This is a genomic window from Nitrosococcus wardiae (genome assembly GCF_004421105.1).
Lineage (GTDB): Bacteria > Pseudomonadota > Gammaproteobacteria > Nitrosococcales > Nitrosococcaceae > Nitrosococcus > Nitrosococcus wardiae.
Genome location: NZ_CP038033.1, coordinates 75,051 through 101,277, shown reverse-complemented (window position 1 = coordinate 101,277; position 26,227 = coordinate 75,051). Strand labels below are relative to the sequence as shown.

The following is a 26,227-nucleotide window of genomic DNA, read 5'->3' as shown; positions in this document are numbered from 1 at the left end:
TACTCAACCCCAAACCGCTATTAAGTCCTCTCTCAGGGGGTTTATGCCCCACGATGGGGAGGTTTTGCCGGGGGGTATTGATAGCCTCTGCGTGGCCGTAGCAAGCTATCTTGAGCCGGAGTTTCAAAGCGATATTCGGCGCGCTTACCATTTTGCTGCTGCTGCTCATGGAGAACAGAAACGTCGCTCTGGTGAACCCTACATTACTCATCCCCTGGCGGTAGCGGCCATTATGGCGGAAATGCACATGGATCATCAGTGCATTATGGCCGCCTTGCTCCATGACGTCTTAGAAGATACGGGTGTTTCCAAGGCCGAGCTATCTCAATATTTTAGTGAGGAGGTCGCGGAGCTGGTGGATGGTGTGAGCAAGCTCGCCCAGATTAATGTGACCTCCCGGGAACATGCCCAAGCGGAAAATCTACGTAAGATGTTGCTGGCTATGACCCGGGATATCCGCGTCATTTTGCTCAAACTGGCGGATCGCCTGCACAATATGCGCACTTTACGCTATGTCGCCCGGGAAAAACAGCGGCGTATCGCTCACGAAACCTTGGAGATCTATGCGCCTATTGCGAATCGCCTAGGCATGAATAGCATCCGTACGGAGTTGCAAGGTTTAGGATTTCAAGCCCTCTATCCCCTTCGCCATCGGGTTTTGGAAGCCGCTGTCAAGCGGGCTCGGGGTAACCGCAAAGAAATCGTCAGGGGTATTCAGGATAGTATTGCCCAGCGGCTCGCGCAAGAGGGACTCGAAGGCATTGTTGAAGGACGGGAGAAGAGCCTTTATAGCCTTTATGTCAAGATGCAGGACAAACACCGCTCCCTCTCCGAGGTGATGGATCTTTATGCCTTTCGGATCGTGGTGGATTCGGCGGATACTTGTTACCGTGCATTGGGAATAGTTCACAACCTTTACAAGCCTGTTCCTGGTAAATTTAAGGACTATATCGCTATTCCCAAGGCCAATGGCTATCAGTCCCTACATACTGTTTTGTTTGGTCCCTATGGAGTGCCGATTGAAGTCCAGATCCGGACTCATGATATGGACCGAGTGGCGGAGGCCGGGATTGCGGCTCATTGGTTATATAAATCCGGGAGCGGGCGAGTCAGCGGGAGTGCTCAACGGCGAGCCCGGGAGTGGCTCAAAGGCTTGCTGGAGATACAGCAAGATGCCGGCGATTCCCTGGAATTTCTGGAAAATGTCAAAGTCGATCTGTTCCCGGATGAAGTGTATGTTTTTACCCCCAAGGGCAAGATTATGATTTTAGCTCGGGGAGCGACGGCGGTGGATTTTGCCTATGCCGTGCACACAGATGTGGGCAATCACTGTGTGGCAGCCAAGATTGACCGGCGTCTGGCCCCTTTATCTACTCCCCTAGAGAATGGGCAAAACGTAGAAATCATTACTGCTCCTACGGCCCGACCCAACCCTTCCTGGCTCAACTTTGTGGTGACAGGCAAAGCGCGAGCGAATATCCGGCATTATCTTAAAAACCTAAAACGGGAAGAGTCGATCCAGTTAGGGCGGCGCTTGCTGAATAAACACCTTCTGAGTTATTCCTTGACCTTGGATGATATTCCCCCGGATCGTCTCCAATTTCTCCTCAAGGAATTTGAATTAGAAAGCGTTGACCAACTCTTGGAAGCGATCGGACTTGGCAATCGCCCTGCTTTACTCGTTGCCCGGCGTTTAGTGCCGGCTCTGGAAGAAAAAGAGGGGGAAAAAAAATCAGGAGCCGATCCTACTTACCGGCCATTGAAGATTAAGGGTACTGAGGGAATGGTGGTGACTTTTGCCAAATGTTGCCGTCCGATTCCCGGTGATCCTATCCGTGGTTTTGTCACTGCAGGGCGGGGTGTCGTCATTCATACTGAGCGATGTAAAAATCTGGCAGAATTCCGGCGGCGTCCCGAGCGCTGGACAGAGGTGGAATGGGCCGATGAGGTGCAGGCCGAATTTCCAGTGGAGGTTCGGGTGGATGTGGAAAATCGCCGTGGGGTGCTGGCCACCGTGGCTGCTGCCATCTCTGATACGGATACCAACATTGATAATGTCAGTGTCAATGATCGGGACGGTGCTATCTGTAGCATCCTGTTTACCCTCGAAGTCCGGAGTCGTTATCAACTGGCGCGCCTAATGCGGCGTATCCGAGCTCTCGATATGGTGCTGCGCATTGTTCGCAGCAAGCATTAAATAAGCAATAACACTTGAACACTTGAAGGAGCCACCATGCCCCGCGAAGTGATCCAAACCGATAATGCCCCCCTTGCCATTGGCACCTATTCCCAGGCTGTAAAAGTAGGGGATGTGGTCTACCTTTCTGGACAAATACCCCTTGAACCCAAGACCATGGTGTTGGTGGAAGGGGAGATGGAGGCTCAAATTCGACAAGTTTTTGAGAACCTCAAGGTGGTCGCTGAGGCAGCGGGGGGCAGCCTAGCCCAGGTAGTAAAGCTAAATATTTATCTTACCGATTTGACCCATTTCCCCCTTGTCAATGCCACCATGACCGATTATTTTCAGCCTCCTTATCCTGCCCGCGCGGTTATTGGGGTGGCGGCTCTCCCTCGGGGGGCTGCGGTGGAAATGGATGCCATTGTCCATCTTGGCGACTGAGAAACCCTCTTTTACTCAGGAGGAGGGTGACCCAAAACCTATTACCTTGAGCACTCCAGTCACTGCGCTCAAGGGCGTAGGGCCCAACTTGGCTAGGCGGCTTGCAAGATTGGGCCTCTGCAAGGTCCAAGACTTGCTCTTTCACCTCCCCCAGCGCTATCAGGATCGAACTCAATTAGTGCCCATAGGGACCCTGCAAATAGGTAGGGAAGCCTTGATTGAGGGCGAAATTCAGTTGAGCGAGATCCGCCAGGGTCGTCGTCGTTCTCTGGTTTGCGCTGTCAGTGATGGCACTGGGGAGATTTTCCTACGCTTTTTCCATTTCTCAACCTGGCAGCAAAATTCCTTGACGCCAGCAATCCGATTACGTTGCTTTGGTGAAGTACGGCAGGGAGCCCGGAGCCTGGAAATGGTCCACCCTGACTATCGTCGTCTCCTGGGGGAGGAAGCGGAAGCAATTGAGGCCCACCTTACCCCCATTTACCCCACCACTGAAGGGTTGCGTCAATCCTTCCTCAGGGACCTGATCCAAGGGGTGCTCAAGGAGCTTGGTGAGGAGGGAATCATTGATCACTTGCCGCCGACGTTCCTAGAAGAGAGCGGTTTACCGACTTTAAGCCAAGCGATTGTCTATCTTCACCAACCGCCACCGGATGCCCCCTTAGGTGTGCTGGCTGAGGGGAAGCATCCTATCCAGCAGCGCCTAGCCTTTGAAGAATTGCTGGCGCACCATTTGAGCCTACGGCAATTGCGTTTACGGGCCACCCAACTGCAGGCACCGTCGTTAGCCAGTGAAGGGCAATTGCAAAAGCGTTTTTTGGCGGCGCTCTCCTTTCCGTTGACGGCGGCTCAGGAGCGAGTCGTCCAAGAAATCCTAGAGGATATGGCCCGGGACTCGCCTATGCAGCGCCTCCTTCAGGGGGACGTAGGTTCCGGCAAGACGGTGGTGGCCGCCTTGGCGATTTTGCAGGCGGTTGAGGCCGGTCACCAAGCGGCGTTGATGGCGCCTACCGAGCTGTTGGCAGAACAGCATCTACGGGTTTTACAATACTGGTTTTCCCCTTTTGGGATTAGTGTGGAATGGCTAGCCGCTAAAGGGACTGCAAAGGGACGGCGGGAAAGTTTGGAACGGCTCAGAAGCGGGGAGGCGCAGGTGGCAGTGGGAACCCATGCGCTGTTTCAGGAAGGAGTTAACTTTTATCATTTGGGGTTAGTGGTGGTCGATGAGCAACACCGTTTTGGCGTTGAGCAGCGACTAGCACTCCGGGAAAAAGGCCGTCATGGCAACTGTTGCCCCCATCAATTGATTATGACCGCTACGCCCATCCCGCGGACTTTAGCCATGACGGCCTATGCCGATCTGGACACTTCGGTGATTGACCAGTTGCCTCCTGGACGTATCCCAGTCGCCACAGCAGCCGTCTCCCATCGCCGCCGAACAGAGGTGGTGGCCAAAGTACACCGGGCCTGTCAAGCAGGGAGGCAGGCCTATTGGGTGTGTACGCTGATTGAAGAATCCGATAGCTTGCAGGCTCAGGCAGCAGAAAAAACCGCAGCGGAGCTGGCCGAAGTATTGCCTGAATTGCGCATCGGACTTATCCACGGCCGGATGAAGCCCCAGGACAAGGAAAGTACCATGGCCGCTTTCAAGTCCGGAGCTATTCACCTTTTGGTCGCCACCACAGTTATTGAGGTGGGCGTTGATGTCCCCAATGCTAGTCTGATGATTATTGAAAATGCCGAACGTTTAGGGCTCTCCCAGTTGCATCAATTGCGGGGACGGGTCGGTCGCGGTGCGGCGGATAGTTATTGCGTATTGTTGTACCATGGGCCATTGTCCGAGTTGAGTCGGGCCCGGCTGGCGTGTTTGCGGGCCACGAATGATGGCTTTGAGATCGCACGCCGTGACCTTGAGCTTCGAGGTCCGGGTGAGGTGTTGGGGACTCGCCAAACGGGCCTTCCCCAGTATCGGGTCGCTGATCTCCTGCGGGACCAGGATCTGTTAGTGCGGGTAGGGCAAGTGGCAGATCGCTTCCAACGGCAATATCCTGCCCAAGCGGAAGCTTTAATTCGCCGCTGGCTAGGGGAAGAGAGCCATTATGGGGAAGTGTAAACGAGCAGTTTAGGGCTAGTATCCCTTGTTTCTTTAATTATTTTCTATGACAAGACAACGACTTGCAATATACGCTAAATTGATGCGGTTGGATCGTCCAGTGGGTATCTTTTTATTGTTATGGCCAACCCTCTGGGCCCTATGGATTGCCAGCGCCGGTCAGCCTGATACTAAGGTATTGGGGGTGTTTGTCCTGGGCGTCGTGATCATGCGCTCTGCGGGATGTGTGATCAATGATTTTGCTGATCGTGATTTCGATCCCCATGTCAAACGCACCCTCAATCGTCCCTTGGCCACGGGCCGAGTCCATCCTCGAGAGGCGCTGATCCTATTTGTTGGGTTATGTCTAGTGGCTTTTGGGTTAGTGTTGTTACTTAATCCTCTGACCATCGGGCTCTCTTTTGCCGGCGCCTTTCTGGCTGCCACCTATCCTTTCATGAAGCGTTATACCCATTGGCCCCAGATTTACCTGGGCGCTGCTTTTGGCTGGGCCGTGCCCATGGCTTTTGCCGCCCAGACGGGAACGGTGTCTGCGGTAGCATGGCTGCTATTTGTGGCTACGGTGCTCTGGGCGACGGTGTATGATACTTTCTATGCCATGGTGGATCGAGAAGATGATTTGCTCATCGGCGTCAAATCCACGGCCGTCTTGTTTGGCAACGAAGATCGCTTGATTACAGCCATCCTGCAAGGGATGTTGTTGCTGATCCTATTCTGGGTGGGATATTGGGAAGGGTTAAGCGGGTATTATTACCTAGGGCTGTTAGTGGCGGCAGGGTTCGCTGGCTATCAGCAATATTTGATCCGGGATCGGGAGCCGGCGCAATGCTTTCGAGCCTTCCTCAATAATAACGCCTTTGGGGCCACCATATTCGTGGGGATTGCCCTCCATTACTTGGCGGCGTAGATGGTTGTCTGACCCTTGAAGTAAGATATGAGGTGTTTTAGGAGCGAGCCAGGAAGGGCGCGCATCCAACCTTTTTTTAGGGAGGAAAAACGGGTTTGCGGAACGCCACCGGCTCGCTCCAGGAATACTTCAAAACTTTCACTGAGATCCTTAAAAATGAGAGTATTTGGGCGTTTTGCCGTGACTGGAAGGCTCTTATTGCTGCTGTGGTTGGCTTTTCTCCTTGTTGCCCCCTCAGCAGCGACCGTGTTTCGTTGGGTCGATGGGGAAGGCCATACCCACTATAGCGACCGTCCCCAGCCGGGTGCCCAGGAGATAAAACTCAAGCTCCAAACCCCTTATTACTACGTCCAGCGGGTATATGATGGCGATACCCTCCTTCTCAAGGAAGGGTTGCGAGTCCGGCTATTAGGGATTAATGCTCCCGAGATCGAGGGTCGTTATCGGCCAGAGGAGGCGGGGGCTAGTTCGGCGCGGGATTGGTTGCGGCAACACATTGAAGGCCACAAGGTACAGCTCCAATTCGATAAAGAGCGGCGGGATCACTATGATCGACTCCTAGCCCATGTTTTTACGGTGGAGGGGGAGCACCTAAACCTCCGTCTGGTAGAGGAAGGATTGGCGGTGGTTAGCCTTATTCCTCCCAATCTCAAGTATGATGATTCATTGGTACAAGCCCAGGAGGGTGCCGAAATGGCTAAACGAGGGCTTTGGAAGATGCCAGACTATGCGCCCCAGCCGATCCTGGAGATCCCCGCGGGCAACTATCGGCGGGGTTGGCAGCGCTATCAAGGGGTTCCCGTGGCGATTCGTCCGGGACGCAAATATGTGCGCCTAACCTTTGGCCCGCAGGTGGCGGTGCGTATTCCCCAAGAGCAATTGGGCCTTTTTGGGAAGCTTGAGCGTTATTTGGGAAAGCAGATTGAGGTTCGGGGGTGGGTTTCCCGTCGCCGGAGCAATTATTCGATTCTGGTTCGCCACCCCAGTGGGCTCAAACCGCTTTAAAAGGGCAGGGCTCGGGCACAGGTCCAAACTTCAATTATTTGTACGCCGGCCCGGCGCAAGACTTTGGTCATTTCCCCTACGGTATGCCCGGTAGTGAAGACATCATCCATAATCGCCACATGGCGGGCGGTTAGAGGACCCTGAAGGGCAAAGGCACCGCGCATATTGCGTTTGCGTTCCTGACGGGGCAATTCTGACTGGCTAGTCGTGTTCCGTTGCCGGTAGATCCCCTGATAGTGGATAGGGATTTGCAACCGGGCGGCAATGGGTTGCGCCAGTTCCAATGCCTGGTTGAAACCCCGTTCCCGCAATCGGGTAGGGTGTAAGGGGACGGGAATGATACACTCTGGCAGGGAATGAGCCCGCTGTTCCAGGTGCTCGGCGGTCAATGTGCCTAGCAGCTGGGCGAGATGTAATTTGCCATGGAATTTTAGCTGCAGGATTAAATGATCGAGGGGGGGCGCATAACCGAAAGCGCTGAGGGTCCGGTCTTGAGGAGGCGCTTGGTGTTGACAGGTGCCGCAAATTCCGGGAATGGAGAGGGGGCGCGCACAGCACAAGCAGGCGCTGCCGAGAAGCGGTAAATCAGCCTGGCAGCGGACACAAAGGTCTAGTCCAGCGGCACCCGGTGCTCCGCATAAAGCGCATAATGGAGGGTATAACCTTCTCCAAAAAGCTTCCAGCCAGGTTGGGGCTCGGTTGACAGTCATGGCTTCTCCATAAAGAATCCGGTAGCAGCTTGATGAGTATAATGAGTAATTATGACCTGTTTTCTTCCTTCAACTGAAATATGTGATGGCCTGCGCCATGATTGGTCCGCAGAAGAGGTGAGGGCATTGTTGGCACAGCCGTTTGTGGATCTTATCCATCAGGCCCAGACGGTCCACCGCCAGCATTTTGATCCTAATCAAGTCCAGGTAAGCACTCTGCTAAGCATTAAAACGGGGGGATGTCCCGAGGATTGTGCCTATTGTCCCCAAAGTGCCCGCTACAGTACTCCGGTGAAAGCCGAACCCCTGTTACCTCTGGATGAGGTCTTGGCGACAGCGCGGAATGCCAAAGCTCGGGGGGCGAGTCGCTTCTGCATGGGGGCGGCTTGGCGTAGCCTCAAAGACCGTGAGTTGGCACCTGTGGCCGAGATGATTGCAGCGGTGAAGGCACTGGGGCTGGAGACCTGCGTGACCCTGGGTATGTTAGGCCCCGGTCAAGCGGAACGGCTCAAGGCCGCTGGATTGGACTATTACAACCACAACTTGGACACTTCGCCAGAATTTTACGGAGAAATCATTTCCACTCGCACTTACCAGGATCGACTGGATACCTTGGCCCGGGTGCGGGAAGCGGGCATTCATGTTTGTAGTGGCGGTATTGTGGGGATGGGTGAGGACCGTGACCATCGGGCTGGTTTGCTAACTAACCTAGCTAACTTGCCACGCCATCCGGAGAGTGTCCCTATCAATATGTTGGTTCAGGTTGAGGGAACCCCCTTGGCAGGAGCCCCTGCGCTAGACCCTTTTGAGTTTGTGCGTACCGTGGCTTGCGCTCGGCTGCTGATGCCCGGTTCCTTTGTGCGTCTCTCGGCGGGCAGAGAAGCAATGAGCGATGAATTGCAGGCCTTATGTTTTCTCGCCGGGGCGAATTCCATTTTCTATGGTGAAAAATTGCTCACTACCCCCAATCCAACCACGGATCATGATCAGCAATTGTTCGCGCGCTTGGGGCTTAAGTGTCTGCCCTCCGAGGAGCAGACCCCCGCTACCGTCTCCAATGCAGACAACATGCCCTCTGCCTCTGTCTGAAACGGAGGATGGATTTAAAGGCTGCCCTGGCGCTGGATCTGGAGCAGCGTCAGGCCCAATCTCTTTACCGCTATCGGCGGGTACTGGAAGGTCCTCAGGGGCCGGAGAGCCAAGTGGATGGCCGCCGGGTTTGGACCTTTTGCAGTAACGACTATTTGGGCCTGGCCAATCACCCTAAGATTCGAGTTGCCTTTATGCAGGGAGTCCAGGAATACGGCGTTGGTAGCGGGGCTGCTCACCTGGTGACGGGCCATAGCCGTGCCCATCATCAATTAGAGGAAGCCTTGGCGGAGTTTGTGGGACGGCCCCGGGCGTTGTTGTTTTCTAGCGGGTATTTGGCCAATCTTGGCGTCATTAGCGCTTTGCTGGGGCACCAGGATGCGGTTTTTGAGGACCGTCTTAACCATGCTTCTCTGCTGGATGGGGGGTTGCTTGCGGGGGCCCGTTTTAAACGGTATCGGCACCGGGATTGTCAGGCCCTGGAGGCTGCTTTGGCCGCCCGTGAAGCCCGGCGCAAGCTGGTGGTGACCGATGGTGTCTTTAGCATGGATGGGGATCTGGCCCCCTTGCCGGAATTGGCCACAGTCGCTCGCCGTTTCGATGCTTGGCTGCTGGTGGATGATGCCCACGGCCTAGGGGTCTTGGGTGAAGGAGGGCGCGGGAGTTTGGCCCATTGGGAATTGGGAATGGCTCAGGTGCCCGTCTTAGTGGGGACTTTGGGCAAGGCTTTGGGCACCTTCGGGGCTTTCGTCGCCGGTGAGGAAACCCTTATTGAAACCTTGATCCAGCAGGCCCGGACCTATATCTATACCACTGCCCCGCCCCCGGCAGTGGCGGCGGCTACCTTGGCCAGCCTTCGGTTAGCCGAAGCCGAATCCTGGCGCCGGGAGAAATTAGCCCATTTGATTGCCCAATTCCGCCAAGGTGCAGCCCAGTTGGGACTTCAATTGATGGATTCCCAGACCCCTATCCAACCCCTTTTAGTGGGGGACTCAGCGGCAGCGCTTAAGTTGAGTGAAAGCCTGCTCGCGCGAGGGATGTTGATTACCGCCATTCGTCCGCCTACGGTGCCGGCAGGAAGCGCACGGCTGCGAATCACCTTGACTGCCGCCCATTCTGAGACCCAGGTGGAGCGTCTACTTGAGGCCTTGGCCGAGGCCTTATGAGGCTGTATGTAGAGCAGCAGGGCGCAGGCCCTGATCTGGTATTGCTCCATGGGTGGGGGTTTCACAATGAAGTGTGGTCCCCCCTTGCCGAACGCTTGGCGGCCCACTTCCGGGTGACTCTGGTGGATTTGCCCGGCCATGGTCGGAGCGATCCCCTGCCCCCAGGGAGGGAGTTAGCTGCCGTGGCAGAAGCGGTAATGAAGGTGGCGCCACCCCAGGCCTTTTGGATGGGGTGGTCTCTTGGCGGTTTAGTGGCTTTGCAAGTGGCCCTCAGCTATCCCCTGCAAGTGAAAAAGCTGGTGTTGGTGGCCAGCACTCCCCGGTTTGTGACCGCACCTGATTGGCCTTGGGCCGTTGCTCCGGAGGTATTAATGGCTTTTGCGGAGGCGCTGCAGGCTGATTTAGCGGGAACCCTGAAGCGCTTTGTTGGGTTACAGACTCGAGGTGCTGAACAAGCAAAAGCAGTTGCTCAGGCCCTTTTGGCGCAACTCACTCCTGCTCATCGCTCAGGCAGGGAGGGGTTAGCGGCTGGTTTGGCTTTGCTTAAAGACAGCGATCTCCGGGTAAACTTAGCGACGGTTTGTTGTCCAACTTTGGTAGTGCTGGGGCAACGTGACACTTTGGTCCCGGCCAAAGTCGGCGATTGGCTGTCTGCTCATTTGCCCCAGGCTCAAGTGAGTATTATTCCGGGGGCGGGGCATGCTCCATTCCTTTCCCATCACCAAGCTTTTTGGGACATTGTTCGGCCTTTTTTGGAAATCTAGACTTTGCTGGGGGAAGTGAATTCTTGAATCTGGAATACGGTATTGATAAGCGACAGGTGAGCAAAGCCTTTAACCGGGCTGCCGCCCACTATGACCAGGTGGCGCTATTACAACGCCTGGTGGGGGAGCAGCTACTGGAGCGTTTAGAGTTAGTCAAGCTATCCCCTGCCGTAGTGGTGGACGTGGGGGCGGGGACAGGGCTTCAGACAGGAGACCTTCTACGCCGCTATGGGAAGGCGCAAGTTATCGCATTGGATTTGGCATCAGAGATGCTCCATGAAGCCCGGCGGCGGGTGAAAGGCAGAGTGCTAGAGCGGGTATTGGAAGCGGTGTGGCCTCGCCGCCATTGCCATTTTGTCTGTGGCGATACGGAATGTTTGCCCTTCGCCAATCAAAGTGTGGATCTGATTTTCTCCAACTTGACCTTGCAATGGTGCTCGGCGCTGGACTCTGTATTCACCGAATTTCGGCGAATTTTAAAGCCCGGAGGATTGCTCACCTTCACCACCTTAGGGCCCGATACCTTGAAAGAATTGCGGACAGCATGGTCCCACGCCGATGCTTACCGGCATGTGAATCCTTTTATGGATATGCATGACATCGGCGATGGGTTAGTCCGGGCAGGTCTTGCGGAGCCGGTGATGGATGTCGAACGTTACACTTTCACCTATCCCGACGTCTATGGGTTGATGCGCGACCTTAAACTGTTAGGGGCGCAAACGGTGGGGTCAGGACGACAAGCGGGATTGATGGGTAAGAATAGGCAGCAAAAGATGGTGCAAGGTTACGAGGCCTTTCGTGAGGGAGGGCGCTTGCCGGCAAGTTTCGAGGTAGTCTATGGCCATGCCTGGGGCGTACAACAAGCCTTGCAGCAACGCACTGCGGACGGTGCCGTACAAATTCCCCTCCATGCCCTCAAAGGCCGTTCCAAATCTATTGGAAACCGGTCCTGAAGGTTTTTCCGCCATGGGGACAGGACTGTTCGTTACCGGCACGGATACGGAGGTAGGTAAGACCTGCTGCAGTTTGGGTTTAATGGTCTGCTTGCAGCGGGCAGGTTACCGTGTGGCGGCCATGAAGCCGGTCGCCAGTGGTTGCCAGCGGACAGCAGCAGGGCTGCGCAATGAAGATGCCTTATTGCTTAGTCAATGTGCCAGCTTTTCTCTGGATTACCAGCAGGTGAATCCTTACCCTCTAGCGCCGCCTATTGCCCCTCATATTGCAGCGGCAACGGCGGGTATTGAGATTCAGCCCACCGTCATAAAAGCCGCTTTTGATTCCCTGTCCACCCTTGCGGATAAGGTGGTGGTGGAAGGGATAGGCGGCTGGGCGGTGCCTATCAATAGCAAACACACCATGGCTGATATGGCTGTTTTGCTCGATTTGCCGGTGGTGTTGGTGGTGGGTTTACGCCTTGGATGTCTTAACCACGCCTTACTAACCGCCGAGGCCATCAGCCGAACGGGTTTGCCTTTTGGGGGGTGGATTGCCAATAGGATTGAGGCCACTAAGTTTGCCTGGGAAGAGGAGAATATAGAAACCCTGCGTGAACGCTTGCCGGCTCCTCTGTTGGGAACGGTGCCCTATCTTTCAAGACCGGCACCTGAGAGGGTGGCTTCTTTTTTTGACCTAGAGCAATGCCTTGTTGCGGCCCAAGGGAGTGCAGATAAGGCCCTGTTGGGGCAAAGCAACAAAAATGGGTGATTTGCCACGTCATATCTTTAACGGGCCATGGCCATAAGCCTTAAGGGGAATGAGAGCTTCTAGAAACTTTAAGTTAAAATCCCCTCATAGAACAGAGGGTTATTGGGTTACAAAAAACCTTCCAGTGGATTTTCACCATTTCCCTGATAAATGGCATGAATCCTGCTATAATTTTAACAGCAGTTTTGATAGCTCGTATTTGTCCTCTAAGTCTCCTAGATCAGGGTGCCTTTTTAGTTTTGGCGCCCTTTTTTTTTATTTTTATGATGGCCATTTCGGTAATTTCTGACATTACTTAAATATCTATACTTCCTACTTACCCTAAACAACTTTAACGTTTCCTAGTGGTAAGTCGTTATAGACTGTCTGGTTGTGGACGATGGTTAAGGTGTAAGTGATGAATATAAAAGGTTTCATGCAATACTTTTTAGAGCAGAGAAGAGAAAGGGGTCATCAGCGGATGGCTAAACGGTTTTTGGCTCTAGGGATCATGGTGTGGGCCCTCATGCCATTAGGGATGGCAGCCCAGGCGGCCCTTCTTTCGCCACGAGACATTGTGTTGGAGACTTCGCAACGGGTTCTTGCAGCATTAAAGGATCAGCAAGTGAGCCCTGCGGATAACCCAGAATATTTTTACCACCTTGCCAATGAACTCATTGTGCCGCATTTTGACTTTGGGCGAATGTCACGCCGGGTGTTAGGCAAGCACTGGCGTCAGGCAACAAAAGAGCAACAGCTCGATTTTGTAACCCAGTTTCGCCAATTGCTGGTGCGAACCTATGTCACGGCCCTACACAAGTATAGTACGGAGGATATCCGAAGCTTCCTCAAAGAACGGATCAAAGTGCTACCGGTGAACCTTCCCCCGGAGGCTACCCGGGTCAGCGTCAAGGTGCAGGTGGAGAGCGAAAATGGGGGTCCTCCCATCAATATCGCTTTAAACCTTTACCTTAACCAGGAAAAAAATTGGAAGGTGGAGGATGTGCAGGTAGAAGGAGTCAGCTTGGTGACCAACTATCGGGCCACCTTTTACCGTGAAATCCGGGTTGGCGGGATTCAGGGCTTAATTGATAAGTTGACATCACGCAACCAGCATGCCATGAAATAAGAAGGCCGCGAGCCTTTTGAAGAGTCCCTAATCAGCAATATTGTTAGGGATTTGCTCAAGTTGGGCGAGCCAGGCACGGGCCTCACTGTCGCTGGGGGCGCGGTAATCGCCCCGGGGTGATAAAGCTCCCCCGGAGCCGACCTTGGGTCCATTGGGCAGACAACTGCGTTTGAATTGGCTGAACTTGAAGAACCGCTCCAGAAAGACCCCCAGCCAGCGCTTAATCTCGGTAAGCTCGTATTGATTGCGTTGGGCCTTTGGAATATCAGGCCAGGTGCCGCGAGTCCGGTCGTGCCAAGCAGACCAGGCAAGGAAGGCGATTTTGGGAGGCGTATAACCGAAGCGCAAGGTGTAATAAAGATGAAAATCCTGGAGTTGATAAGGCCCAATGACATCCTCGGAGCACTGGATAGGCTGTTCATTGTTCTCGTGGGGGATAAGTTCCGGACTTATCTCGGTTTCCTGTATTTCTTCCAGGATGCTACTCGTCTCTGTTCCTAGTTGTTGGCTTTTGGCGAGCCAGCCCACTATATATTGAATAAGTGTCTTAGGTACGCTGGCATTGACGTGGTAATGGGCCATGTGATCCCCAACTCCATAGGTGCACCAGCCCAATGCTAATTCACTTGCATCACCCGTGCCTACCACGAGTGCCCCATGAAGATTAGCGAGCCGGAATAGATGGCTGGTTCGTTCCCCGGCCTGCACATTCTCAAAAGCCACATCATAGACGGGCTCGCCCTGGGCATAAGGATGGCCGATATCCTTCAACATTTGTATGCAACTCGGGCGAATGTCGATTTCATGGGCCTGGCAGCCGATGGCGGCCATAAGCCGTCGCGCTTGTTGCAAAGTTTGTTTGCTGGTGGCAAACCCGGGCATGGTATAGGCCAGCACCTGAGTACGAGGTAGCTTCATCACATCCATGGCGTGGGCGCAGACGAGCAGGGCCTGGGTAGAATCAAGTCCTCCGGAAATGCCGATGATCACCTTATCCAAGCCAGTCGCTTGAAGCCGCTTGACCAATCCCTGTACTTGGATTTCATAAACCTCTTGGCAGCGCTGATCACGGCCCACAGGGTCGCTGGGAACATAGGGAAAGCGTTCATAGAATCGTTGGAGCAAGATTTTTTCCTGACCAGGAAGGGGCGCCGAGAAGCGGATGGTCCGGAAGGTTGCCAGCCCGTCTTTATGGCGGTAACGAGTTTGGCCAAAGCTGTTTTGGCGCATTCGATCCTGTTGCAGGCGGTCCAAGTCGATATCGCCCATGACCAGTTGGGAACTATAGCGGAAGCGTTGAGTTTCGGTTAGACAGGTCCCGTTCTCATAGATCATCCCATGGCCATCCCAGGCCAAGTCTGTGGTGGATTCGCCAATCCCCGCAGCGGTGTAGAGGTAAGCGGCTAGGCAGCGGCTAGATTGACTATTGACTAAGAGGCGGCGGTAATCGGCTTTTCCCACAGTAACGTTAGAAGCGGAAAGGTTGATAAGCACGGTTGCTCCGGCCAGGGCTGCATAGGAAGAAGGTGGAATGGGAGACCATAAATCTTCGCAGATTTCGATATAGAAGGTGAAGAGGGGTTGTTCTTCAACCTGAAACAGGAGGCGGTTACCGAAGGGCACATCCTTTTGGCCACAAAGGTGGATGCTCTCCCGTAGGGCATAGTCAGCGGGGGTAAACTGACGTAACTCGTTGAATTCCCGGTAATTAGGTAAATAGGTTTTGGGCACTACGCCTAAGAGACGGCCTTGGTAAAACACTGCGGCACAGTTGAAAAGTAAGTTATCGACTTGCAGCGGCAGGCCCACGATACCAATGATAGGGAGTTTTTGGGAGTGTTTGAGTATTTGACCGAGAGCTTGCTGGCATTCATCCAATAACACTTGTTGCTGGAAAAGATCATCACAGGAGTAGGCGGAAAGTCCTAGTTCTGGAAAGAGGCTCAGCAGGCATTTATGCTCGGCGGCTTGCTGCAGCAAAGTTTGCGTCTCTTTGGCATTAAATGCGGGATCAGCAACCTGCAACTTAGGAACTGCCACCGCAGCGCGAATAAAATTGTGGTAATAAAGGTTAAAAAAGGTGTTTTTTCTGCTCATGTCTTATTGAATATGCCGGCAATTTGAGCGAAGCGCAGGACCATTGTGCCACGCCTCTGCCCATAAGTAACCCTAGGAATAAGCTTATTATCCTAGAAACGGCAGTAGGATGTGCCCCATTGTGTGTGGCTAGTGGGCGGGATGGCAAGGGCGTGACGATGTCCTGGTCCCCCCTCCAGGAGGAATAACGCCGCCAGCCGGCCCCCCAGTCGTGCCATAGGGGCTGGCAGTGGTTGCCAAGGTTTACCCGCCTTGGCATCAACGGTGATTCCTTCCCTAGGGTAGCGATGATTTCCATTCTACCTGCTGGGAGCTTCTATACTTTAAATTGAAGGTGACTAAATTAAAGGCTATTTGTATTAGCACTAAGCGGTATTCAAGGATGTTAAGTACCTATGAATAAAATATGAGGTGTTTTAGGAGCGAGCCGGTGGTGTTCCCCAAACCCGTTTTTCCTCCCTGAAAAAAGGGTTTGGGGAGACTTCCCTGTCCCTTGGCTCCACACTACCGGCTCGCTCCAGGAGTACTTCAAAACTTTCACTAAGATACTTAAAGAGTGAGGGTGCCACTATGCAATTACCTTTTAAAAATCGGGTCGAAGCAGGACGATTATTGGCGGATGCCCTTAAGCCCTATGCAGGGCGTACCGATGTTCTCATCCTCGCATTGCCTCGTGGCGGATTGCCGGTGGCTTTTGAGGTTGCGCAGGTACTAGCCGCGCCTCTAGATCTGATGCTCGTGCGCAAGTTAGGGGTGCCCGGTCAGGAAGAATTGGCCATGGGCGCCATAGCAAGCGGTGGAATAACGTATTTAAATCAGGATCTTGCGGAAAGTTTAAGGATTTCGGACAGTGCTATCGATGGGGTGGCAAGTCGGGAGAAAAAGGAGCTTGAGCGTCGGGAGCAAGCCTATCGAGGCCATCGGCCGATACCTGAGGTTCGCAATCGCTGCGTTATTTTGATTGATGATGGTTTGGCTACGGGAGCCACCATGCGGGCAGCGGTATTGGCCTTACGGCAACGGCAACCGGGGCGAATTGTGATCGGCGTGCCGGTGGCACCAGCCGATACGGTGGAAAACCTCCGAGCTGAAGCTGATGAAGTTATCTGTCTTGCTACTCCCGAGCCTTTTCTTGCTATTGGCAAATGGTATGAGGATTTTTCCCAGACCAGCGATGAGGAAGTACGTGATCTGCTCACCCGTGCTTGGCAGCAGAGGAAGCAGGAGTGATTGAGTTCCTAGTGTGTATGGTAATTTGTAATTAATTGGGAGGTGCCCATGGGAAATCCAACCTCAGTTCAAGCCCGTCCTATGCAAATACAAGCAGGCGAAATTTCCTTGGAGGGGGATCTGGCTATCCCTAAAGGGGGAGCTTCGGGGCTTGTTATTTTCGCCCATGGCAGTGGGAGTAGCCGTTTGAGTCCCCGTAACCGCTTAGTGGCGGAAACCCTTAATGGGGCCGGGTTGGCTACGTTGTTGTTTGACCTCCTAACCCCCGAGGAGCAAGAGGTTGACCAGCAAACTGGGCGTTTACGTTTTAACATCGACTTATTGGCTGAGCGGCTCATTAGCACTCTGGATTGGGTCAAGCAACAGCCGGAGTTACAGAACCTTCGGATTGGCTTGTTTGGCGCCAGTACGGGGGCGGCGGCGGCATTAATGGCAGCCGCGGAGCGACCGACGTTGATAAAGACGGTGGTTTCCCGTGGGGGGCGGCCTGATCTGGCTGGAGAGGCATTGCCTCGGGTAACTGCTCCAACCTTGCTTATCGTGGGCGGTGATGATGCGCCAGTAGTGAAATTAAATCAGGAAGCCATTCAATCGTTGCAGGCTACCCAACCGCTACAGGCAGAGTATTGTATAGAAATTGTTCCTGGGGCTACCCATCTCTTTGAAGAGCTTGGTAAGTTAGAGGAGGTGGCGCGGCTAGCTGGTGAGTGGTTCCAACGGCATCTTTCACCCTCTTTATCCTAGGCGAGATAGGAGCTTACATAAAAATTGAAGGAGAGTTGATGGACGGGGCAAAAGAGACCTTGAAGCGCCTCCTGGAAGCAGAGGTGCGCGCCCAGGCATTAGTGGATCAAGCCAGCCAGGAGCGGGATAAGATAATCCAGCAAGCGCTTGCTGAAGCCCGTCGGGCGGAAGAGCGCTTTGCCAGCCGTATCCCAGAAATTCAGCAATCTTTTGTGACCAGGGCCGAAAAGCGGGCAGAGCAAACCATTAGTGAATTGACCCGGCGCTATGAGGAGCGAGAAAGGCAGCTTGAGGCGTTGGCCAAGGAGCGCAAGGGCGAAGCTAGCGAGATAGTTCTAGCCAGCCTGCTCGATCCTGCTGCTTATCCTTAGGGTATGTACCGCTCTCTCTTAACTGCCCCTAAGAGCCCGTCGATAGCCACTGTTGCCCGCTACGCTTATTTAAATACCTTAGTCTCGGCCCTCTCCGGGCGTCTCCTGTCAGCAGGACAACTGCAAGAGTTGGTGGAGCAATCGGTCACAGATGCCACGGTTTTGCTACGTGCCGCTGGATTAGAAACGATTTCCCTGGAGGAGATGGAGGACCGCTCTTTAGAGCAGGGGTTGGTCGATACCTTGTTGGTAGAAGCCCAGCGGCTTATTCGCCCCCTGGACAGTGAAGCCCAAGAACTGGTGAGCTATTGGCTACGCCGTTTTGAGATAGGTAATCTGAAAGCTGTGGTCCGCGGGAAGTTGACCGGGCGTTCTAAGGAGGCGATCCAAGCCGATTTTATAGATATCGGTGCCATGACAGCATTGCCCTTGAACGCGCTTATGGATGCTGAGGATGCCCAAGAGATGCTGGGTTGTTTAGAGAGAACGCCTTATGCTGGTATTGCGCACCAAGCCCGATCTGTCTATGGAGAACGCTATGAATTGCCCCACCATGGGGAAGATCGGGAACTGTTTCTTATCGAGGCCACTATCGATAGAGAATACTATGCCGGGTTGGATCAGCGGATGAAGGCTATCCAGGAGGAACTAGACCACTACTACCTGCAGCCATTGGTCGGCCATCTTATTGACAAAATCAACTTGGTGTGGCTATTGCGCTACCGGTTTGCTTACCGCCTTGCCTCTCCTCTGACTTATTTTCTGCTGTGTCCTGGTGGCTATTATCTAAGCAGCTCACATTTGCTGGCCCTGGTGGGTGCAGAAAATTTCGAAGAAGCGCTGCGCCGGGTGCCGGCTCCCCTAGAACCTTTGGTTGCAGGAGCCATTTCAGCTTCCGAGGTGGAGGACAGGCTGGGAAAACACTTACTGGGAGTCGCCCGATTTATTCTGAAACGCACTCGTTTCAATCTGGGTCGGGCATTAGCCTATCTGTTTCTTCGGGAAAAAGAGTTATTACATCTTTATGGGGTCATCAAAGGCCGCACCTTGCAGCTTGCGCCTCACCTCATCCGTCAGGCCGTGTGGCTTACTGATGACAGTGCTAGCTTCAGAGAGGGAAAGACTTTTCAGTCCCTTGCTGGTGGCATGGCTCGGTAGCCTGGGAGGTTCTCTAGCAGATGCTTACACCGTTACCGATGCAGCGGATCACCCTTCATATGCTCAAAGAAAAGGCTTGGGTAGCCTGGGAGATCCTCTGGGGGATGTTTACGTTTACACCGTTACCCATGCAGCGGGTCACCCTTTATATGCTCAAGGAAGAGGCTCCGGCCGCTGCCATCGTCTTAGCAGAGAGTGGAGTGTTCAACCCAGAATCCTTTCCTGCCGAAGGGGAGAGTTTGCCAGAGCGTCCCGCCGCCAATTATCAGGAGTTGTTCTCTAGGACCCGGTTGCGCCTGCAAAAGGTGGGGGAATATCTGGGCGTTAACATCCATCTCCCCCCAGAGAAGATGCAGCTCGTTAGCGAGTCGGAATTGGCCGCACTCAATGACTGGTTAGGGGAGCTGTGGCGCCGTTGCGCCCAGTTAGCGGAAAAGGGGCGCCAGTTGGACGAGGAGATCCGCGCCGTCACCCAACTGGACAAGACCCTGGATACCTATGCCCAACTGGATGTGAATTTGGGATTGTTGCAGGGTGAGCTGCAATTTTTAGATGTCCGGCTTGGCGCTATCCCTAAAAGTAATCTCAAAAGGCTCCAGGAAGCCATAGGCATTGCGGGCTATATCCTCAAGCCTTTTGCCGGCTCTGAGGCTACGGCATTGGTGGTGCTTGCAGGGGTGAAGGGAAATGAGCGGCAAGTCCAAAGCGTGCTCCGGGCGGCCGCCTACCGCCCGCTCCAACTGCCCCCCGAATTTCAAGATCATCCTCAAAGGGTTCGCCAGCGGCTGAGAGCACAGCGCCAGCGCCTCCAGGAAGAACGCCTGGCATTGGCCCGGGAGACTGAATCCCTGTGTAAAAAACATGAGCGGGCGTTGCTTGAGGGGGCACAAAAGCTTGTCCTTGCAGCCCCTTATGCAATGTTAGGCGATTCTCTTGCTCTGCGCGGCCGAGGGGGGCTGGCAACAGTTCAAGGTTGGGTGCCTACGGAAGAGATAGGCCTTTTGCAAGAAGCCTTACAAAAACGGTTTGGGAAGCCTTTTGTCCTAGAAACCCGAGATCCGGCCCTAGAGGAGCAACTGATAGTACCTTCTTTGGTACGTTCTCCCCCTTGGCTCCAGCCTTTTACAAAATTGGTGCATAACTACGGTGTGCCCCGCTACGGTGAATTAGATCCTTCCTGGCTGTTTGCTCTGACCTTCATTGCCATGTTTGGCATGATGTTTGGCGATGTGGGTCATGGGGCAACTCTGCTGGCGGTCGGTTGGGGGTACCGCCACCGGCTGGGGAGTTACGCTCCTTTGGTACTCTCCTTAGGGGTCTCATCCTGTTTCTTTGGCTTTTTATATGGCAGCGTTTTTGGGTATGAAGCGGTTATTCCCCCCCTCTGGATGGCGCCTTTGTCTAACCCTCAACGGATGCTTGAGGTGGCCCTTTTTTGGGGGGTGGGCTTTATTCTGCTGGTGACCGGCATTGGGATTCGCAACCGTTTAGCAGCGGGGCGTTATGCTGAGGCCCTGTTAGGCGGGCGGGGATTTGCAGGGTGCTTGATATATTTAAGTGTCCTCTATGGGGCGTTCCGCTGGACGGAGGGATTATTCGGGTCAGCGGAGGCAACGGCCATTCTACTGCCCCTTCTTGCCCTGTGGGGATATCAGTGGCATCAGGTCCAAGTCCCCGGTATGGGAAGGATATTGGTGGTGCTCATCGAGAGTTTGGAGATGTTAATGAGCTATTTTGCTAATACCCTTTCTTTTCTTCGGGTAGCGGCCTTTAGCTTGAATCATGTGGCGTTGGCGCTGGCTGTATTTGCCTTGGCCCGTACGATGGAGCCCGCAGGTCATTGGATCACGATAGTGTTGGGCAATCTTTTTATTTTGATTCTGGAGGGGGCTATCGTGGCTATCCAGGTGTTACGCTTGGAATATTACGAGGGATTTTCTCGATTTTTCAGCGGTGACGGCCGGGCATTTCAACCGCTGACATTGGCGATTCCAAAATAGTTTCTGATTTTTAAAAGGGAGTAACCATGTATTGGCTAATTGCTTTGATGAGTTTAAGTCTCATCGTTTTAGTGGGAGTGGGGGTGTTTTATGTCATACGCCCGCGAAGCCGAGAGCTTGTGGTGCCGCGCTGGTGGGGCGGCGCCATAGGGATGAATTTGTTCACTTTCATGGCTGCCCAAGTCGGCCTCTTGTTTCTAGCCATGGGGGATGCCATGGCTCAGGAGGTAGAGAGCGCTGCAGCGGCACCCCCGGAAATTTCCATGGGAATGGGGCTTGCTCTTTTGGCGGTGGGTCTGCCTACCGCAGTGGCTACCGTGGCTGCAGCCTATGCCGTGGGGACGGTAGGCGCTTCAGCATTGGCCGCAATCTCCGAGAAACCGGAATTGTTTGGGCGTACCCTTATTTATCTAGGTCTAGCGGAAGGGATAGCGATTTATGGGGTGGTGGTCACTATCCTCATGCTAGGTAAGATCTAAATGGCTAAGAAGGAAATTTTGAGGTTTAGCACGGAGCCTAAGTTAGAGCCGTCGGGGGAGGGGGAAGTTGGCACCCGCCTAATAGTGATGGGAAGCCCCGCCCTCACGGAAGGCTTTGCTTTAATTGGCTTTGAAACTTGGCCCAATGCCACTGAAGACGATGTGGAAAAGCTGCTAGAGGAATTGGAAAAAAGTCAAGAAAAAGCATTAGTCCTCTTAGAGCCAGGACTTTCCCGTGGTCAGTCTGGACGGCTCAGCCGGGTGCGGGCAGAGAGTCCGCGGATCATCATCACTGAAGTGCCCCCTTTGCAGGCACCGGGCGATTACCATCCTGCGGTGGAAGATTTAGTAACTAAAGTACTGGGCCAAAGCGCCTTAGAGGAAAAAAAATGAGCACTGAGGCCAATGTGGAAGCATTAGAGGCAGCCCTCCTGACCCGTGCCGAGCGTTTGGCTGAAGAGTACTTATCCCGGGCGCGGCAGAGCCGAGAGCGTATTATCGAAGAGACCAATGAGCGTCTGCGTCTCCGGGAAGAACGGGAAATATTGGCGGCCAAAGCAATGGCGGAGCGGGTCTATCGGCGGCGGGTGCAAGCGAGTGAACTCAAGCTCCAGGGAAAGTTAGATCGTCTCCGCTGGGAATTGGTGCAAGCCGTGGTTCAGGCTCTGCGCCACCAGCTCGCAGCGTTTGCCGCGGAGAAGCCACAATATTTGCCCGTACTACAGCGACTACTGGCGGCCGGGGCAAACGCTATCGAGCAGGAAGAGCTTATTGCGGAGCTCAATCAGCAGGATCTGGAATGCCTTGAGGGAACTTGGGAAGCTTTTGCGGCAGAGGCGGTTCCGGGCAAGCATATCCGGTTATCTCCCGAACCCCTAAGTTGCAGTGGCGGGGTGCAGGTGGTGAGCAAAGACCACCGCATACGCGTGGATAATACCTTTGAAGGTCGCCTGGATCGGCTGGCAGAGGAACTTCATCAAGCCATTATTGAGCGTCTCTTTGCCCAAGCGGTTGCGGTGGAAAGAGTGCTTCATCATGGGTAAGTTGTTGGAAGTCAATGGCCCGCTGGTTCGAGCGCGCCTCCCCCAGGTGCCCAATGGGGAGCAGGTGCAAATTGGAAAAATGGGGCTGGTGGGGGAAGTCATTGGCCGTGAGGGTGAGGAGGCCCTTATTCAAGTCTATGAGGCAACCGAATCGGTGCGCCCTGGCGAGGAAGTAGAGCCTCTCGGTTATCCCCTCTCGGTGGAACTGGGACCGGGCCTTTTAGGGCAAATTTTCGATGGCATACAACGGCCCCTTGACCGTATCTTGGAGGTCAGCGGGGATCGGATCTCCCGTGGTATCCAACTCCAAAGCTTGGACCAAGAAAGGGTTTGGCACTTCCAACCCAATCCCCAGTTAACTACCGGTATGGCGATCTCTGGCGGCGCTCAGCTGGGTACCGTGCCTGAAACCCCAACCATTGAACATCGCATCCTGGTCCCCCCTGGCCTATCGGGAGAACTCCTGGAGCTGGTCGGTGAGGGGGATTATCCATTGGCCGAGGTGATTGCTCGTATACGTACTCGGGATAACCGCTTCCATGACTTGAGCCTTTCTCACCGATGGCCTGTGCGCAAGTTTCGCCCCTATCGGCAACGGGAATACAGTGTAGCGCCCTTGATTACTGGACAGCGGATACTGGATACCTTTTTCCCCCTGCTTAAGGGGAGCAAAGCGGCGGTACCCGGTCCCTTTGGCGCGGGTAAAACCATTGCCCAACAGCAGATTGCCCGCTGGTCCAATGCCGATATTGTGATTTATGTGGGCTGTGGCGAGCGAGGCAATGAACTGGTTGAAGTCCTTGATTCCTTTCCCCAGCTGACTGATCCCCATACGGGTCGCTCGCTGATGGAGCGTACCTTGCTGGTGGCGAATACTTCGAATATGCCGGTAGTGGCCCGGGAGGCTTCCCTTTACGTCGGAGTGACCCTGGGCGAATATTATCGGGACCAGGGCTACGATGTGGTTATCGTGGCAGATTCCACCAGTCGCTGGGCCGAGGCGCTGCGGGAGGTGGCCGGGCGCCTCGGACAGATGCCGGTGGAGGAAGGTTATCCAGCCTATCTAGCCTCCCGGCTTGCTGCCTTCTATGAGCGAGCGGGACGGGTCCAGACCCTGGGGGGAGAAGTCGGTTCAGTGACCCTTATCGGCGCAGTCTCTCCTCCAGGCGGTGATTTTTCTGAGCCCGTGACTAGCCACACCAAAGAAATCGTGGGAACCTTCTGGGCCCTCTCTAAAGATCTGGCAGATGCCCGCCATTACCCAGCGGTGTCTTGGACGGAAAGCTTCTCTGACGATATCTCGGTAGCCGCTCGCTGGTGGGTTGAGCATATTGACAAGCGTTGGCAGGCAGAGCGCGCTGAGGCCATGACCCTGCTTACCCAAGCGGAAGAACTTTCCCGCATTGTTAACCTGGTCGGTCCTGAGGCTTTATCCGGTACCCAGCGTTGGGTTCTGGAGGGAGCAGCTCTTATCAAGGAGGGTGTATTGCAGCAGAGTGCCCTGGACCCCGTGGATAGCTTTTGTACTCCGGAGAAACAGTTTGCCCTCTTAGATCTGATGCTCCAGCTCTACCATCGGGGCGTTGAATTATTGGATCGGGGAGTGCCGGTACAGGAACTTTTAGGACTTCCTATTCTGGCTCGTGCCAAGCGCTGTAAGAGCGATTATGACAATACTCAAGTGGAAAAGTTGCGGGATTTTGCCAAGCAGATAAGGGAAGAATTCGAGCAACTCGGCATGGAATACGGCGAGGCTGGAAAGCATTCAGAATGAAAGAGAAAGAGTACTGTACCGCCTCTGCGGCTCGGGGGGGATTGTTGTTTATGCAAGATATATCCGGTAGCGCTTTTGGGGAGCGGGTGGTGATCAAGGATCACCTGGGGCGGCGTCGCAACGGGCAAGTGATCCTCACTTCCGACGATGGGGTTCTGATCCAGATCTTTGAGGGCACCGATGATCTTGATTTAGAACGCACCTGGGTCCGGTTTTTGGGAGAACCTTTTGAGATCCCTTTATCACCAGATGTTTTAGGGCGTATTTTCGACGGTGTGGGGGCCCCCCGTGATAACCGTCCTCCCATCGTGGCTTCCCTCAAACGCAACGTCAACGGTGCCCCCGTCAATCCCGTTGCCCGTGCCTATCCTCAAGAATTTATTCAGACCGGAATTTCTACCATTGACGGTCTCAATTCCCTAGTGCGCGGCCAAAAACTGCCCATCTTCTCTGGCTCGGGTCTTCCCCACAATCGCCTGGCGGCTCAGATTGTCCGTCAGGCCAAACTGCTGGGTGAGGAGACTCGCTTTGTGGTGGTCTTTGCCGCCATGGGAGTCACCTATGGGGATGCCCGGTTCTTCCAAGAGGAGTTTGAGAGCAGCGGCGTGCTGGGCAATGTGGTGATGTATCTCAATCTGGCGGACGATCCTCCCATCAAACGTTTGATCCTGCCCCGTACCGCGCTGACCTGTGCCGAATATTTGGCCTTTGAGCAGGACTTGCATGTGCTGGTGGTGATGACCGACATGACTCATTACGCGGAAGCGCTGCGCGAGGTGGCCACGGCCAAGGGGGATGTCCCTTCCCGTAAGGGCTACCCCGGGTACCTCTATTCCGATCTTGCCGAGATTTATGAGCGGGCCGGACGAATTAAGGACCGACACGGTTCCATTACCATGGTGCCGGTAGTCTCTATGCCCTCAGATGACATCACCCATCCGATTCCCGACCTGACGGGCTATATTACGGAAGGGCAAATTGTTCTCTCCAGGGAGCTCTATCACCAAGGAATCTATCCTCCGGTCACCATCCCTCCTTCCTTGTCCCGATTGATGAAGGATGGGATTGGCAAGGACTTTACCCGAGAAGACCATCCCCGGGTCGCCAGCCAGCTCTATGCAGTCTATGCCAAGGCTTTAGAAGTGAGAAATTTGGCTTCTATTATCGGCGCCGAGGAGCTTTCTGAGGCTGACCGGCAGTATCTTAATTTTGCTGACCAATTCGAACAGCGTTTTGTCAAGCAAGAGGAAGAGGAGGAACGGTCCATCATTGAGACCTTGGATTTGGCTTGGGATTTGCTTTCCCTACTTCCCCAGATAGCTCTCACCCGAGTGACTGAGGCGGATCTTGAAAAATATCATAAATGGGGCGGCGACTCTGGTCAGGAGACGCCGACGGCAGAAGAGGATTGATGGCGCGCCAGCCTCCGACCAAGAGCGCTTTGCTCGATCTTAAACGGCAAGTCACTTTTTTGCAGGAAGGGCATGACTTGCTGGAACGCAAGCGGGAGTTGCTGACCCGGTTGGTTTACGAGCATTTAACCCGCTACCGCCAATTGCGGCATGAAGCCCGGGCCGCCTTAGAAGATTCTTACCATTGGCTGTCCATTACCCACATGCGGATGAATAGTCGTCAGTTACGCCAGGCTGCTTTAGGAATACATCCCAGCCTGTCAGTGAAGATCCTTCCCCGTTCTAGCCTAGGGGTGGAATATCCGGCGGTGACTGTTCAACGTTTGCCCTTGCAGCCCATCAGCCTGCTTTGGACGGATGCCAGTCTGGATGAGACTCGGGCCCAGCTGGCGGAACTGGCCATGGTTTTAGCGCGGCTTGGAGAAGCAGAGACTTCTCTGCGCCGCATGCTGGCTGAACAGCGCAAAACCCAGAAACGCGTTAACGCACTCAAATATAATGTGATTCCCCGCTACCAAGCGGCCATTCGCTACATCCAATCGGCCTTGGAAGAAGAAGAGCGTAATGCTTTATTTCAGATTAAGGTGTTACAGGAGCAGGGCAAGCAGGGTTAGCCCGCTCAGCCGCTGTAGGGCGGATAAGTATAGCGCATCCACCGAAACCCACGCTAAACAATTCACTTCAAAAATTCCCCAAAACCTGGGCTAAGGGACTAACTTTGTAGGCATAGGCT

At 54.2% G+C, this 26,227-nt stretch carries 24 protein-coding genes; 22 read left to right on the top strand and 2 right to left on the bottom strand.

From position 1 onward, the window contains the following. The first annotated feature begins 43 nt into the window (after positions 1 to 43). From spoT to E3U44_RS00500, 5 genes are all read left to right on the top strand, one after another. A complete protein-coding gene (gene spoT, locus E3U44_RS00520; protein ID WP_134356167.1) occupies positions 44 to 2,197 on the top strand; it encodes a bifunctional GTP diphosphokinase/guanosine-3',5'-bis pyrophosphate 3'-pyrophosphohydrolase in 2,154 nt (717 codons plus the stop codon). Positions 2,198 to 2,233: 36 nt separating this feature from the next. Beyond that, positions 2,234 to 2,620, top strand: a complete 387-nt coding sequence (locus E3U44_RS00515) for a RidA family protein (protein ID WP_134356166.1) — start codon at positions 2,234 to 2,236, stop codon at positions 2,618 to 2,620. After that, the gene (gene recG / locus E3U44_RS00510) at positions 2,595 to 4,733 is read left to right on the top strand and encodes an ATP-dependent DNA helicase RecG (protein ID WP_134356165.1); all 2,139 of its coding nucleotides are present in this window, start codon (positions 2,595 to 2,597) and stop codon (positions 4,731 to 4,733) included. The genes E3U44_RS00515 and recG overlap by 26 nt, the downstream gene beginning before the upstream one ends. 46 nt (positions 4,734 to 4,779) lie before the next feature. Then, a complete protein-coding gene (ubiA, locus tag E3U44_RS00505) occupies positions 4,780 to 5,640 on the top strand; it encodes a 4-hydroxybenzoate octaprenyltransferase (RefSeq protein ID WP_134356164.1) in 861 nt (286 codons plus the stop codon). A 156-nt stretch (positions 5,641 to 5,796) separates the two neighbouring features. Then, positions 5,797 to 6,645 carry a thermonuclease family protein gene (locus tag E3U44_RS00500; RefSeq protein ID WP_166804975.1) on the top strand — a complete coding sequence of 283 codons (849 nt, stop codon included), beginning with the start codon at positions 5,797 to 5,799 and terminating at the stop codon, positions 6,643 to 6,645. Here the strand turns inward: E3U44_RS00500 and E3U44_RS00495 are convergent. After that, entirely contained in the window at positions 6,642 to 7,355 is a 714-nt protein-coding gene (locus tag E3U44_RS00495) for a ComF family protein (RefSeq protein WP_134356163.1), read from the bottom strand. The genes E3U44_RS00500 and E3U44_RS00495 overlap by 4 nt on opposite strands. Before the next feature lie 51 nt (positions 7,356 to 7,406). On the opposite strand from E3U44_RS00495, the gene bioB reads away from it, so the two are divergent. The 6 genes from bioB to E3U44_RS00465 all read left to right on the top strand — a co-directional run bounded on the left by bioB (position 7,407) and on the right by E3U44_RS00465 (position 13,186). Next, positions 7,407 to 8,444, top strand: a complete 1,038-nt coding sequence (bioB, locus tag E3U44_RS00490) for a biotin synthase BioB (RefSeq protein WP_134356162.1) — start codon at positions 7,407 to 7,409, stop codon at positions 8,442 to 8,444. 8 nt (positions 8,445 to 8,452) lie between these two features. Next, entirely contained in the window at positions 8,453 to 9,610 is a 1,158-nt protein-coding gene (gene bioF, locus E3U44_RS00485) for an 8-amino-7-oxononanoate synthase (RefSeq protein WP_134356161.1), read from the top strand. Further along, complete coding sequence (gene bioH / locus E3U44_RS00480) at positions 9,607 to 10,374, top strand: pimeloyl-ACP methyl ester esterase BioH (RefSeq protein ID WP_134356160.1); 768 nt, start codon at positions 9,607 to 9,609, stop codon at positions 10,372 to 10,374. The genes bioF and bioH overlap by 4 nt, the downstream gene beginning before the upstream one ends. A 23-nt stretch (positions 10,375 to 10,397) precedes the next feature. After that, positions 10,398 to 11,327 (top strand): malonyl-ACP O-methyltransferase BioC, encoded by a 930-nt coding sequence (gene bioC, locus E3U44_RS00475; protein ID WP_134356159.1) that lies wholly within the window; start codon positions 10,398 to 10,400, stop codon positions 11,325 to 11,327. A 13-nt stretch (positions 11,328 to 11,340) separates the two neighbouring features. Next, positions 11,341 to 12,078, top strand: coding sequence for a dethiobiotin synthase (gene bioD, locus E3U44_RS00470; RefSeq protein ID WP_134359605.1), 738 nt, complete (start codon positions 11,341 to 11,343; stop codon positions 12,076 to 12,078). Positions 12,079 to 12,538: 460 nt separating this feature from the next. Beyond that, positions 12,539 to 13,186, top strand: a complete 648-nt coding sequence (locus tag E3U44_RS00465) for an MlaC/ttg2D family ABC transporter substrate-binding protein (protein WP_240761674.1) — start codon at positions 12,539 to 12,541, stop codon at positions 13,184 to 13,186. Between the two features lie 27 nt (positions 13,187 to 13,213). On the opposite strand, the gene E3U44_RS00460 is transcribed toward E3U44_RS00465, so the two are convergent. Continuing rightward, positions 13,214 to 15,283: an NAD(+) synthase gene (locus E3U44_RS00460; RefSeq protein ID WP_134356158.1), complete on the bottom strand. Its 2,070-nt coding sequence runs from the start codon at positions 15,281 to 15,283 to the stop codon at positions 13,214 to 13,216. Between the two features lie 570 nt (positions 15,284 to 15,853). Here E3U44_RS00460 and E3U44_RS19770 point away from each other — a divergent pair. From E3U44_RS19770 to E3U44_RS00405, 11 genes are all read left to right on the top strand, one after another. Further along, positions 15,854 to 16,513, top strand: a complete 660-nt coding sequence (locus E3U44_RS19770; RefSeq protein WP_134356157.1) for a phosphoribosyltransferase — start codon at positions 15,854 to 15,856, stop codon at positions 16,511 to 16,513. A gap of 81 nt (positions 16,514 to 16,594) precedes the next feature. Then, positions 16,595 to 17,257: a dienelactone hydrolase family protein gene (locus tag E3U44_RS19765; RefSeq protein WP_240761847.1), complete on the top strand. Its 663-nt coding sequence runs from the start codon at positions 16,595 to 16,597 to the stop codon at positions 17,255 to 17,257. A 38-nt stretch (positions 17,258 to 17,295) separates the two neighbouring features. Then, the gene (locus E3U44_RS00445) at positions 17,296 to 17,628 is read left to right on the top strand and encodes an ATPase (RefSeq protein WP_134356155.1); all 333 of its coding nucleotides are present in this window, start codon (positions 17,296 to 17,298) and stop codon (positions 17,626 to 17,628) included. 3 nt (positions 17,629 to 17,631) lie between these two features. After that, positions 17,632 to 18,786: a V-type ATPase subunit gene (locus E3U44_RS00440; RefSeq protein WP_134356154.1), complete on the top strand. Its 1,155-nt coding sequence runs from the start codon at positions 17,632 to 17,634 to the stop codon at positions 18,784 to 18,786. A gap of 20 nt (positions 18,787 to 18,806) precedes the next feature. Next, the gene (locus E3U44_RS00435; RefSeq protein WP_240761673.1) at positions 18,807 to 20,786 is read left to right on the top strand and encodes a V-type ATP synthase subunit I; all 1,980 of its coding nucleotides are present in this window, start codon (positions 18,807 to 18,809) and stop codon (positions 20,784 to 20,786) included. Between the two features lie 26 nt (positions 20,787 to 20,812). Next, complete coding sequence (locus tag E3U44_RS00430) at positions 20,813 to 21,265, top strand: ATP synthase subunit C (RefSeq protein WP_134356153.1); 453 nt, start codon at positions 20,813 to 20,815, stop codon at positions 21,263 to 21,265. After that, a complete protein-coding gene (locus E3U44_RS00425) occupies positions 21,266 to 21,658 on the top strand; it encodes a V-type ATP synthase subunit F (RefSeq protein WP_134356152.1) in 393 nt (130 codons plus the stop codon). Beyond that, a complete protein-coding gene (locus E3U44_RS00420) occupies positions 21,655 to 22,308 on the top strand; it encodes a V-type ATP synthase subunit E (RefSeq protein ID WP_134356151.1) in 654 nt (217 codons plus the stop codon). Before E3U44_RS00425 ends, E3U44_RS00420 begins: the two co-directional genes overlap by 4 nt. Continuing rightward, positions 22,301 to 24,082 (top strand): V-type ATP synthase subunit A, encoded by a 1,782-nt coding sequence (locus E3U44_RS00415; protein ID WP_134356150.1) that lies wholly within the window; start codon positions 22,301 to 22,303, stop codon positions 24,080 to 24,082. Before E3U44_RS00420 ends, E3U44_RS00415 begins: the two co-directional genes overlap by 8 nt. After that, positions 24,079 to 25,494, top strand: a complete 1,416-nt coding sequence (locus E3U44_RS00410) for a V-type ATP synthase subunit B (protein WP_134356149.1) — start codon at positions 24,079 to 24,081, stop codon at positions 25,492 to 25,494. Before E3U44_RS00415 ends, E3U44_RS00410 begins: the two co-directional genes overlap by 4 nt. Further along, positions 25,494 to 26,108 (top strand): V-type ATP synthase subunit D, encoded by a 615-nt coding sequence (locus tag E3U44_RS00405; protein WP_134356148.1) that lies wholly within the window; start codon positions 25,494 to 25,496, stop codon positions 26,106 to 26,108. The genes E3U44_RS00410 and E3U44_RS00405 overlap by 1 nt, the downstream gene beginning before the upstream one ends. The last annotated feature ends 119 nt before the right edge of the window (positions 26,109 to 26,227 follow it).